The 11,781-nt window shown below is 44.3% G+C and carries 8 protein-coding genes and 2 pseudogenes; 3 read left to right on the plus strand and 7 right to left on the minus strand.

What is annotated here, in order from left to right:
• Positions 1–16 precede the first annotated feature (16 nt).
• Both NMQ11_RS03840 and NMQ11_RS03845 read right to left on the minus strand, forming a co-directional pair.
• A pseudogene (locus NMQ11_RS03840) lies at positions 17–642 on the minus strand (transposase domain-containing protein).
• Between the two features lie 550 nt (positions 643–1,192).
• A complete protein-coding gene (locus tag NMQ11_RS03845; protein ID WP_255170079.1) occupies positions 1,193–2,296 on the minus strand; it encodes a zinc-binding dehydrogenase in 1,104 nt (367 codons plus the stop codon).
• A 237-nt stretch (positions 2,297–2,533) separates the two neighbouring features.
• Here NMQ11_RS03845 and NMQ11_RS03850 point away from each other — a divergent pair, with 237 nt between their 5' ends.
• A complete protein-coding gene (locus NMQ11_RS03850) occupies positions 2,534–3,100 on the plus strand; it encodes a peroxiredoxin (protein ID WP_255170080.1) in 567 nt (188 codons plus the stop codon).
• A 21-nt stretch (positions 3,101–3,121) separates the two neighbouring features.
• On the opposite strand, the pseudogene NMQ11_RS03855 reads toward NMQ11_RS03850, so the two are convergent.
• A pseudogene (locus tag NMQ11_RS03855) lies at positions 3,122–3,943 on the minus strand (IS5 family transposase).
• A gap of 151 nt (positions 3,944–4,094) precedes the next feature.
• On the opposite strand from NMQ11_RS03855, the gene NMQ11_RS03860 reads away from it, so the two are divergent.
• On the plus strand, positions 4,095–5,138 hold the full coding sequence (locus NMQ11_RS03860) for a glycoside hydrolase family 88 protein (protein ID WP_255170081.1): 1,044 nt from the start codon (positions 4,095–4,097) through the stop codon (positions 5,136–5,138).
• Between the two features lie 25 nt (positions 5,139–5,163).
• Here the strand turns inward: NMQ11_RS03860 and NMQ11_RS03865 are convergent, their stop codons facing one another.
• Positions 5,164–5,622 (minus strand): Rieske (2Fe-2S) protein, encoded by a 459-nt coding sequence (locus NMQ11_RS03865; protein ID WP_255170082.1) that lies wholly within the window; start codon positions 5,620–5,622, stop codon positions 5,164–5,166.
• Between the two features lie 206 nt (positions 5,623–5,828).
• On the opposite strand from NMQ11_RS03865, the gene NMQ11_RS03870 reads away from it, so the two are divergent.
• Positions 5,829–6,923, plus strand: coding sequence for an amidohydrolase family protein (locus NMQ11_RS03870; protein ID WP_255170084.1), 1,095 nt, complete (start codon positions 5,829–5,831; stop codon positions 6,921–6,923).
• Between the two features lie 114 nt (positions 6,924–7,037).
• Here the strand turns inward: NMQ11_RS03870 and NMQ11_RS03875 are convergent, their stop codons facing one another.
• The 3 genes from NMQ11_RS03875 to NMQ11_RS03885 all read right to left on the minus strand — a co-directional run bounded on the left by NMQ11_RS03875 (position 7,038) and on the right by NMQ11_RS03885 (position 11,084).
• Positions 7,038–8,975 carry a TRAP transporter permease gene (locus tag NMQ11_RS03875; RefSeq protein ID WP_255170085.1) on the minus strand — a complete coding sequence of 646 codons (1,938 nt, stop codon included), beginning with the start codon at positions 8,973–8,975 and terminating at the stop codon, positions 7,038–7,040.
• A gap of 29 nt (positions 8,976–9,004) precedes the next feature.
• On the minus strand, positions 9,005–10,105 hold the full coding sequence (locus tag NMQ11_RS03880) for a TAXI family TRAP transporter solute-binding subunit (protein ID WP_255170086.1): 1,101 nt from the start codon (positions 10,103–10,105) through the stop codon (positions 9,005–9,007).
• A gap of 211 nt (positions 10,106–10,316) precedes the next feature.
• A complete protein-coding gene (locus NMQ11_RS03885) occupies positions 10,317–11,084 on the minus strand; it encodes an IclR family transcriptional regulator (RefSeq protein ID WP_255170087.1) in 768 nt (255 codons plus the stop codon).
• Between the last annotated feature and the right edge of the window lie 697 nt (positions 11,085–11,781).

Below are 11,781 nucleotides of genomic sequence, written 5' to 3' on the forward strand. Positions count from 1 at the left end.
TGAGTGAATGGTGTAGTCATTTCGCGTTGTAGTAGTGTTCTAACTATTCAATACACCTTCGGATGCTGTCCGGACTGTCTACCCACGAGTTATGGAAGCGGTCAACGTGCATCTTCAGTATGTAAACCATTTTTCGATAAGGTTTTCTCAACGTAGCCGAGGTTATCTTTCAGCCCTAACCGATAGACTGAAGTTAGATACATGTAGCGGATGACGAGAAACACAGTTTCGGAAAGATCGTATTGCTCGGAGAGTCCATGCAGGAACGCGGCAGCTGGATCGGTGTCTCGCCGGGCCCGGACTGAGACATCGAGGACCACCCGTGGGTCATAAAATTGTATGATAATCCCAATTCCGGGCGCCAGTAATTTTGACAGTTGTATTATCAACCTCGACCTGCGACGGAAATGCCGTCGACGAATCTGATACTCTGACAGCCAGTCGATGTACCCCATTCCAGATTGCTTGGAAAGAGCGATCGATGGCGATTAAGCGAAGAATGGCTTATGTCTCCCGAAGCGAACACCCGGTCGCGTGGAGGCAGGCGGCGACGCCCGTTAGGATGTTCGCCGTCCGCTTATCCTCCTAATATTCATCAAATTTCGCCGCGTAGCACTCGCTGAGCAGGTTTACGAGCGACAGTCCAGGACACTCTTACGGCCAGGTCACTTCTCAAACCGCGCTAATTAGTGCTGCTTCAGCCGTAAACTGATCAGCCGACACCAGTTCCCTCATCGCTGTTTCACGTACCAGTTGAGGCTTGAAGCAGCACTAGTGCTTTGTCAGGTCTGAACTGATGAGTGAAACCGAATGCGTGGATCCGGTTTTACTCGTCGGTCGACGCCTGAGGAAATATATGAAGATCCGCGCAGAACTTGCAGGCCGATACGAGGTTAGGTAGAAAAGATGTGAGGAATCGGGATGCTGAGTACATCATATGCACATCGGCTACTGAAATAATCCTGGTCTGGGAAGGTTGCTATGTAAACTGGATATATAGAGACGGCCACCGAATTTAAAGAAATTGGATAGCGATTTATCGATGAGAATCAAGAGCAGTTGAATAAACTGGCGAATTGGAGGTATTACGTAGAATAGGTAAAAAACAACATGATTATAACAAAAGATAACCTGGAAACAAACTGATCAATATTGGGGATTATAGTAGGAAGAATCTACACAGGCAAACTGTTCATTGAATTTGATGGTTAGGGATAAGAGCTGCTCGAGTTATTTCACGAGAGTCCGATTTAGCTAAAGCTTCATCAACCTCAACCAAATCAAATTCTGCATCAATTAGCTCTTGGAATGGGTATTCATCAATATTATCTGTCAAGAACTGAAGGGCATTTTTTAGATACCATGGTTGATACCGAATCACGGGTACGATGGTAATTGCTTTTCTCGTCAATAATCCTGGATCGAACGAGGTATAATGCCCTGGGCTCACATTTCCGACTTCGAGATACCGCCCACCATCTCTGATCAACTGAATTCCTTCAGCAAATGCATCTGGTACACCAGCAACCTCAACTCCAACATCTGCACCCTGCCCATCGGTGAGTTCTTGTACGCGTTTAGCCCGATTTTCCACAGTCTGATACTCTCGGAAGTCTATAATATGATCAGCCCCAAAGGCGCGAGCTCGTTCAATTCTGCCATCTACACCCTCAATAACAATTGTTTCTGCGCCATATTCTTTTGCAATTGCAATCGTATTCAATCCAAGACCGCCAGCACCTTGGATAACTACAGTATCATTATAACTGAGATCAACTTTATCTAAGCCAAACAACATTTGTGAGAGGGCACAATTCGCTGCAGCAGCTACTTTTGGATCTAACTTTTTTGGGATTTTATAGAAATATTGTTTTGGGTGAATAAAGTAATGGGTAGCAAATGTACCGTGAAAGTGAGGGGGTTCATTAGGTGGTTTTGACCAATTTTCATATGCGTTTTGACATAAATTAAATTGGCTCTTAAGACACGATGGACATCGTTGGCATGTGAGGAAGTATGCTGGAGCAACGAGATCACCTTCTTCAATTGGTTCACCAGCATAATCTGTGTCTACATCAGAGCCGAGTTCTTTTACACGACATAATACTTCATGGCCAAGTACACCATTTTTAACTTCTGGGTGATGTCCTCGCCAAATGTGTAACTCTGATCCACAAACGTTTGCTTGTTCTACCTCTGTTAATATAGCACCAGACACTGGTTCAGGTACTTCATATTCTTTAATTTGGACCTCTTGTGGTTGTGCCAAGTAAGCAAGTTTTCCTATCGGTCTCATTACCATGCTATGGATAGCCACATCACATGTTAAGTCTTTTGTGTCGGCTCTGTTGAATCCTATTCTTCAAATACAATATGGAATGATACAGTCGGTTGGTAGAGTCTATTCATCGCGGTAATAACATTCGCTTAGCACTAGTGATCCAAGTCTCACTATTCAGAAAGAAGTCTGAAATCGGTGTCCAACATGGAGATTCCCGCCAAATATATTTGCTTAGGAGCTATACTCGGCATCATGTCCCACGACTTCCCTCTTCCGGACGACCTGCCAGAACCTGAAGATGATGGTGAGGTCGACCATCTCAAGGGAATGGAAATGCCCAACCTGTCTCTCCCAGAAACTGACGATACGACGGTCAGCCTCCAAGACCTTCCACCACGAACCGTCATCTACGTCTATCCAATGACGGGGCGTCCTGACGAGGACGTGATCCCAGAAGGGTGGGAAGATATACCGGGTGCCCGTGGCTGTACTCCTGAGTCGTGCGGGTTTCGAAACCACTACGACGAACTTCGGGACAATGGAGTCGGAGAGGTGTTCGGACTGTCTACGCAATCAAGTGAGTACCAACGTGAAGTCCGTGACCGCTTGCACCTCCCCTTCGAAATGCTCAGCGATGCCGAGTGGGAACTGGCGAATGAACTTAACTTGCCGAGGTTCAACATTGAGGGAGACGATTATCTGAAGCGGTTAACGTTAATGGTCTCTGATGGACGTATCGAATACGTCTTCTATCCAATCTTCCCACCGGACGAACATGCGAGTGAAGTTTTAGAGTGGATAACGGACAATCCTCGCTGAATAGACAGTCTGTACTGATCGTTAGTGGGTTAGGTCGAGATTGTGGACGAGACATGCAAGGGCGAGTTCACGAAACTGTTTCCACCAGCGTCGTGAGCGGACGAACGCACCGTATTTACGCTTGAGTCGAGAGTTCACCGTTTCGCTCTGGTTCCGTTGAGCGTAGAGGTCGGCATCCAATCAAGCGTTCCATGCTTTCTGAAGTGAGGAAAATTCACAGTGTTTGATGAGTGGACGAATATTGTTCTTACGGGCCGTTGCTCGAATCTGCTGATCGTCGTATCCCTTGTCACCGAGCAGGACTTCGACTTCAGCTGTGTTGCGGTTGATGAGTGACGGTGCGATCTGTATATCGTGCTTGCGGGTCGTTGTAACGTGGAGATTGAGGATTGCGTTTACTCTTGTATCGACCTATAGTGTGACTTTCAACTGCTAAATCGTTATCTTTGTCCGTTTTGTATAGTGCTTTGAGGCGTGATTACGGTCTAAGCCCGAAGCGTCGATCCCCGCAACACCGTTGGTCGGGAACAGTGAAACAAAGATATTGAGAAGCACCCGCCAGACCGCCATATCGAGTCTATCGAACGCTTTGCACAGCGTTGACGGGGAAGGAAGTTCGGTGAGGTTGATCGCACTCCGAATACGAGGCATCTCGATGAGTTCGTCAAGAAGTGTTCGATACGTTGTGTCCTTCCGAACTTTGAGATACAGGAAAACGATGTGCTGATGGAGCGTGTAGCGTTGTTTCGAGAACTTTGAGGAGTATCGAGCCACAGCACGTTGCGCTAACTGAAATGCTTCCTCGACAAATCGGAGCAATCGAGACTTTGGGAGGGCCTGCATCTAGTCAAAATACCGACTGAATCTGTAACTCATTAAGGAGTTCAACAGAGTCTTTGTGCCCTATTAGTCAATTGACAGGACTAATCAATTGTTTAATACTATATTCCACCATACGCATATCTATAAATAATGCTAGAGCATAACATGCCCTATGGCAGTAAAGATCACGGAACTAGAGGAAAGAGTAGCGAATAATGTTCTAAATCGGAATATGGAGGCGGAGACATGGCAAAAAGCAGTAGGGATCAATGGATTACTAAAAACCAAGGAGGAACGGTTTGTACAGGGCGCTAAAAACCTAATTGATAGATCAGTTGAGACACAAACTAGTCGCGGTGCACTCTCACTTGGAGCATTAGATCCTACAGTACTCGACACACCGGAATGGCCGGATTACAAATCAGGATATTTCCAATGTTCACCAGCGACACTGGGTTACAGCGTATTAGACCAGTATGAGATGAGTGGGAATGAGAAATATTTACAAGCAGCAGAAAAACAATACAACCATCTAATCTCTGCAAAAAGAACTGCTGACGGCGGCATTTCATACAATACTATTGTAAATGAATTATGGATTGATGCGTTATATATGGTCTCACCTTTTCTCGCACGATATGGTGAAGTTACGAATAATCACAGGGCATTCCAAGAAGCTGTAAACCAAATCTTAATTCACAAGAAATATTTATGGGATGAAAACACTCAGTTATTTAGACATATTTGGAGAGAGACGCCAAATACCTATCCCGAAAGCTCACTCTGGTCTAGAGGGAACGGTTGGGCTGCTGCAGGAATCATTGACACATTAATCCACTTACCTGACGACGTTAAAAATTATGAAAAAGTAGTAGACACACTAGTAGAACTGTTAGAATCAATAATTGGTTTTCAAGACAGTAGCGGATTATGGCATCATATTCTTGATGACCCAGCATCATCATTAGAAACCTCTGGTACTCTTATGTTCATATATGCTATTAATATGTCCCTGGACGGAGAGTATACTAATGGGAACAATTATCTCAAGGCATCAAAAAAGGCCTTGAAGGCTTCAAAGGGTTTTGTCGACGATTTAGGAAATGTAAACAGAGTTGCACTCCCACCAGGTGGGCCTGGTGTTCCATTAGGGAACACATCATACGGACAAGGTTGGTTTCTTCTTGCTAGTGCGTCTGATAGACTACTTGAGTAATCAAGTAAGTGTTCTTCGGTGATATTTAAGCATATACCACTATGAGTTCATCTTCGATCTCCACTTCATAACTGTCAACAGGAGGTTCATCACCTTCAAGGCGTGTACCATATTCTTCAATATTTGACTTAACGCACTGCGGAACTTTTTCTACTTCAGTTTTGTATGACCTAGTTTTGAGCTTATGTGGGTTAAAAACTGAAGTTCCATCTTTAATATTAAACTTCCATCCATGCCAAGGGCAGCGAATTACTTCTCCATCACGAGTGAGTTCAAAATCACCCGCTCTGTCTCCAGTTATCTCACCCGTAATCGTTCCTTCACATAACGGGGCAAGTTGATGTGGACAAATATTTGCTAATGCATAGAACTCTCCATTGACATTGAATACGCCAATAGAGTGTCTACCGTCCTTTACCTCAATAATTTTCGAATGCCCGGGAGGTAACTCTCGAACCGAACACACTTCATATCTATCACTCATTCTTGTATTCTCTTTAGGAATTGTTCACAAAATGATGTTATCTATCTTTCTCTCAACATGGCCAGCTGTTCCCGTATCACAGTGTTTGTTTTATTCGAGAGATATTGTACTTTACGGTGATCTCAACAAGTGTATTCCGTCGGTATTCTCGAGGTATTTGAGCTTCTACAGTAACATTTACAAGGTCTGGAGTCGCATGTTACCACATGGCAAATAGCCACGCAGCTGAAAGTACCAAACAAAGGTCATTACTCATAGACTGTGACGTCCACCAAACTTGGTCGTCTGAAGAAGAGATCACACAATACTTAGCGGACCACTTCCAGGACCGAGGTCTTACTCCGCCGGGTAGCCCCGGTTGGGTAAATCCCATCGCTTCACATGGACTTAGCCGTCGAGATGCTGTTCCAGATGATGGTGGTCCACCAGGATCAAATTATGATCTGCTGGAGGAACAGCTTTTCGGAGATTTCGAAGTTGACTATGCTATTCTCACTGGTCCACTTACGCAAGTCAAACTCGCGGTTCATCCCAATGTCCATTATGCTAAGGCAGCTGTTGAAGCGTATAATGACTGGCTCATTGAGGAGTGGCTTGACAAAGATGATCGTCTTCTTGGGTCGATAATTGTTGCACCACAAAGTCCTCAACACGCTGTTGACGAAATCGAACGATTGAGTTCCCATAACCAGATTGTTCAGGTGATGCTCCCCGGTGCAGATCAGTCGCCTTACGGTCATGAGCGGTACTGGCCAATTTATGAGATTGCTGAGGCCAAAGAACTCTCAATCGCCGTCCACACTACAACAGGGACTTACGGAAATGCATGGTCTGCATCGACTTCTGCAGGGATTCCAATTTCGTATCCTGAACGACATATGGTTACACCAACGTCTATTATGGGTAATCTGGCGAGTGTAGTTTACGAAGGTGTTTTTGTGGAATATCCAGATCTTGATTGGGTTTTCCTTGAAGGAGGTCTTGCCTGGCTTCCGTACTTCATGTGGAAGATGGACAAACTTTGGAAGGGAGTGAAAGAATCAACTCCTTGGCTCAACCGTCCACCAAGTGAATACATCCGAGAAAACATTTGGTTCAGTACACAGCCAATAGCAGAACCCGAGAATCCAAAACATTTAGCATATCTCTTTGAGATGATCCACGCAGACGAAACCGTGGTTTTCTCCAGTGACTATCCGCACTGGGACAACGACAATCCAAGGGCTCTAATTCGGAATATTGATCCAGAAACCCGCCAGCGAATCTTTAGTGAGAACGCCCGTCAAATATATGGTCTCTAAACCCTAACTAAGGTTTCCACTCTTATACCAGAGTAATTTCAACCGACGCGATCTCTATACCTCTCTTGTTCACACAATCATCTGATACTATATGATATTATGGGACATGGATGCTCAGCCACGAGTTACCGAGAGAAACTGATCAGTTGCTTTCAAATGTAAAAAGGCCAGACTAGTAAGAATAATAACTGCAAATATAATCTGCAGCGATACAGGTGCGAAAAGCGCACCTATCGAGAGGAACAAGAAGATGACTCGTCCTACATAGCCGATCGAGTTATGTCCATCATAGCCGACAATTGCCGCTGAGAATGCCACCAACCCAATAATAACGGCAATAAGCGAGTATAGAGTCATTGGTAAGGACCAATAAATTAAGCTACTGTTTGCTACATAAATATATGGTACGAGAAAGCCTGCAGCACCAATGTGCAGCGCGCTTTTACATGCTTTGAGGAAGTTTGTGTCGGCTATTCTCGCTCCAATTGCAACAGAGATCGCGACAGGTGGAGTGATTGCTGAAAGCATAGCAAAATAAAACACAAACATATGCGCCGAAAGTTCTGGTACTCCCATTCGAATGACCCCAGGAGCTGCTAAGATAACCACGAGGATGTAAGCAGCCGGTGTAGGCATTCCTAATCCAAATAAAATACTCGTGATCATTGCAAGTATTAAGACCAGGATTAAAATCTCGCCTCCTAACGAGACCATATGAATACTAATTTTCTGCGAGAGTCCGGTTTGAGTGACCATTTCGACGATGATTCCCATTGCTGCCAGGATACTAGCGAGAGGCGCCATATCACGGGCCCCATCACGGAAGCCGATGATGGTAGAAGATGCAGTATCTTTGACTGAAGACACAGATCGCTCTTTGGTGATCACTGATTTGAGTAACGCAACAACAATCATTGTCACCATTGTATAGAGTCCAGCTGTCAAGGGGGAATATCGAAGCACGATAAGGGTGTATATAAGGACTATCAATGGAACTAAAAAGTGGATTCCTTTCAAGAATACCCCATAGTCGATCGAGCCGGACTTATCAGACGTCCAATTATGCCGTAAGATTAAGAAATGAATTGTGATTCCAATACCAAGGTAGAAAACCACTGCTGGGAGAAGGCCAGCTTGAATAATACGAACGTAGGAGACACCGAGAATATCTGCCATAAGAAAAGCAGCCACTCCCATAATCGGCGGGAGAATCTGCCCACCTGCGGAAGCGACTGATTCAATTGCAGCCGCGTAATCCTTCCGAATTCCTTGTTCCTTCATCATTGGAATAGTAAAACTCCCAGTTGTAGCTGTATTAGCGGCCGCGCTACCTGTTATTGAGCCCATAGCCATACTGGAGATCAAAGCGGAATGAACTATCCCAGATTTCATTTTCTTACTTACCTCGTTAGAAATGTCCAGGATATGATCAAGTGCCCCATAAGCTTTTGCTACACCTGCAAACATAATGAAAATTGCAACCCATGTTGCGCCGACACCCATGATAAAGCTATACACACCACTCAGACGGATTGCTCCACTCCCTGCGACTTGTTCCCATGCCATACCACTGTGGCGGAATATTCCAGGCATCCATGGTCCTACGAATGCGTAAACAATAGAAAGCACGACTGCTCCTGCTAAAATATTACCATAAGCCCGCCGGGTTGCATCAATCACAATTAAAATAATTAGAGCGCCGACTATATGATCCATATATGTATTACCTTCAACCGGTGCGTCTATATACAACCTATCGAAGTTAAATTCTACATAGGAAGTTAGCGCAATAATGGCTGCAATAGAAAGCGCACAGACGCCAATTTGGGCATATGTGTATAGAGAAGATCTTGTTTTCGGCTTTTGATTTAATTCTGTGACTTGGGTTTTTATCTCATCAGCATAAAATAATGATAATGCAATTCCGAGGAATATGTTGACATATCGAACTCGAACGAGTGACTGGCTATACGCATGGTAGATAGTGAATGTCGTTAGTAGTACTCCGAGAGTCAATACGATCCATTTGCTCAATTCATCATACTTAATCATAATAGGGTATTTGTTGTTCTGTTAGATAACTATGCCTCCTCACCTCTGATGAAATCATCCTCCCACAAACCAACTTCCTCATAGAAGTCGGCTGCAGCAGGATGGAACGGAATCTCTTGGGCCCAAGGGAAGGCAACCCAGTGTTCATCGTCAGTATACGGTTCCAATTGGGCATGATAATCAGCGAGTTCTTCACGGTTATCCCAGAGAGTACTCAAGAAGTTATAAATCGGATCATAGGGGTAATCATCACGCACAAACATTTTACAATTTGTCATGGTCACTAAGGGATTCTCAGGTCGGAATCGATATCCATCGATCCAAGAAGCATCGAATTCCACTGTTGTGACCCGATCATCTTCTTCAAGCGCGGAAGCTGTCTCATCCGTCCACTCCAGCATATTTAGATCTACTGTCGATTTTAGTTCTTGGACATAGCCAGGTTCCATATCGAAGTTAATATAGGGCGTTACCCCAACATCAAGCCGACCTTCGCTCATAGCAGCCCCCTGATCTGCATAGCCAAAACTGACGTCTTCATATTCGCCACCAATTTCATGCTCGAGGGCGATTTCCAATGGACGACGGGTGCCTGTAGCACCAGCAGGTGCAGGGCTCACTCTAGAATCAGATGTTATCTCAGCAGCAGATTCCCACTCGTGATGGGTTACTAATGGCCACGCGATATGGAACCAGTGAAATACTTGATATGGGGTGTATGTGAGGTCTATTTCCCCTTCATCAAATTCAACCATATTCCAGTCACAGGCATAACCCATATCTGCCTCATCCCGATCAAGTTTCCCGATATTTTCACCAGATCCATCACTAGTTTGAACATCAAGGAACAGTGAATCAGAGTACTCGTTAATAATTGCAGCAATTCCCTGGCCAGCTGCAAATGAGGCTGAACCCGAAGTTGAAGTTGTCATCACTAATTCAGTGTCACCAGCCTCTGGTGCAGCATCAGAGCCTGAGTCAGAATCACCATCATCGTCACCATTGCCATTCGCTGGTGCCTCATCAGATTGATCTCCTAAACATCCTGCGACTCCCATGAGCAATCCGGTACTGCCAGCGGCCTTTAGGAACTTCCGACGGTTTGCATTAGTGTTGGTATGATTCCGCATAGCGTACCAAGACATCACATCAGCTGTATAAAAGTATTACGTCAGATAAAACAAATAATATATCTCCCAGTCTCCTGCATGATCGGTTCCTTATGGTGGAATGGCCTCATCGACTATCTACTGTCGTAATTCTACAATCATACGCTCTCTCACCCGAAAACGACTGTTAAATTGGAATCCACAATGTGAAACTAAAAGCTCAAAAGATATGTTATGGATAACGAATGCTGAATTCTAGCTCGGTAGCAGCTTCTAAAATAATACTAGGGAGTTTATCCTCATACCAGGTATCTTCGACTCGGGAAATTGGTCCAGATATACTTAATGCACCAAGCACATCATCATTTTCATCCCTTACCACTGTTGCTACAGCCCGGATCTCTCTCAGATTTTCTTGGTTGTTCCTCGCGAATTTTTGCTCCCGAATGATCTTAATTTCTGCCCAAAGTGCATCTTGGTCTGTGATTGTGTAGGGGGTTTGAGGATCTAAACTAAATGTTTCGAGATATTGCTCGATCTCCCTATCAGACCACGCAGCCATAATCGCCTTCCCAGCAGCTGTTGAATGAAGTTTTTCTCGCTGACCAACACGTCTATTGGTGCGAACAGCATTTTCCCCCATCTGCATAAAAACATACGTTGCCAGTCCATGCTCTTCTATGATAAAGTGTGCCCTCTCCTTCGTTTTTTGAGCTAATTCTCTGGTTTTCCTTTTTGCTAACTCATAGTTCGGATTCCGCGAACAAGCATGCTCACCAAAATCCAAAAATCGCATCCCCAAATTATAGGAATTATTGGATTTCACTACATAACCACAATCCTTAAGCGTAGAAAGATAACGGTAGGCAGTACTCTTTGGTAGCTCTGCTTCTCTTGAAAGATCAGAAACCGTCAGTCCATTACAATTTTGCATTATTTCGAGTACCTCAAAAGCTGTTACCACCGATTTTATTGGTTCTTGATTGTTTTCTTTTCTCATGGGTTGTAGACACATGGTGATCGGTATTAATTGTTCCGGATGGTGGAACAACACTATTCGATTTGTCTACTGGGTGATCACCATGACTCACCAGGTATTACGCACATATACTTGTAATACATGCACAAATATTATTTTGGGCCTGATTAGAGACGGGTAGAGTATATTGACTTCCGCCATCCTTAGAACTACATTTTAAAGAACGACATTGAGCATCCTTTCTTAGATATTCACAATACAATAAATAGGGTGTTACAATACATACCATACTTGTAACATACTTCACCGATACCTGACGTTAAATTGATTTGTTCGGCCATTGTTTGGGACAATAGTGCAGAAGTTAATCAATTCATCCTGTGACGCTCGTCTGACTATCAACCCAGAATTTGGGCAGCGATCAATCCGGCTATGAGTGTGTGAATCAATTTTTCGATCAGGTCTTCTCAATTTAGTCGTACTGCTCGTATAACCCTAATCAAGAGACTGAAGGCAGATATCCGTAGCCCCGACGAGAAACACAACCCCTCCGAGATGGTGTTTCTTGGCTAATCGTTGCAAGAATTTAGCGTCTGGATCCGTACCCAACCGTCCGAACACTGCGATACCAAGATCAATTGCCAAAGGACCAATATTGTATAATAAGTACAATATAATTCGACGAGGGTTTTGTAAATATCCTTATTGATTTCAACTC

The organism is Natrononativus amylolyticus (assembly GCF_024362525.1).
Taxonomy (GTDB): domain Archaea; phylum Halobacteriota; class Halobacteria; order Halobacteriales; family Natrialbaceae; genus Natrononativus; species Natrononativus amylolyticus.

What these genes read in the sequence shown, in the direction of transcription:
- NMQ11_RS03870 (WP_255170084.1), top strand. Translation starts at nt 5,829, where the DNA reads ATGGCAAATAGCCACGCAGCTGAAAGTACCAAACAAAGGTCATTACTC.
- NMQ11_RS03850 (WP_255170080.1), top strand. Translation starts at nt 2,534, where the DNA reads ATGTCCCACGACTTCCCTCTTCCGGACGACCTGCCAGAACCTGAAGAT.
- NMQ11_RS03880 (WP_255170086.1), bottom strand. Translation starts at nt 10,105, where the DNA reads ATGCGGAATCATACCAACACTAATGCAAACCGTCGGAAGTTCCTAAAG.
- NMQ11_RS03845 (WP_255170079.1), bottom strand. Translation starts at nt 2,296, where the DNA reads ATGAGACCGATAGGAAAACTTGCTTACTTGGCACAACCACAAGAGGTC.
- NMQ11_RS03875 (WP_255170085.1), bottom strand. Translation starts at nt 8,975, where the DNA reads ATGATTAAGTATGATGAATTGAGCAAATGGATCGTATTGACTCTCGGA.
- NMQ11_RS03865 (WP_255170082.1), bottom strand. Translation starts at nt 5,622, where the DNA reads ATGAGTGATAGATATGAAGTGTGTTCGGTTCGAGAGTTACCTCCCGGG.
- NMQ11_RS03885 (WP_255170087.1), bottom strand. Translation starts at nt 11,084, where the DNA reads ATGAGAAAAGAAAACAATCAAGAACCAATAAAATCGGTGGTAACAGCT.
- NMQ11_RS03860 (WP_255170081.1), top strand. Translation starts at nt 4,095, where the DNA reads ATGGCAGTAAAGATCACGGAACTAGAGGAAAGAGTAGCGAATAATGTT.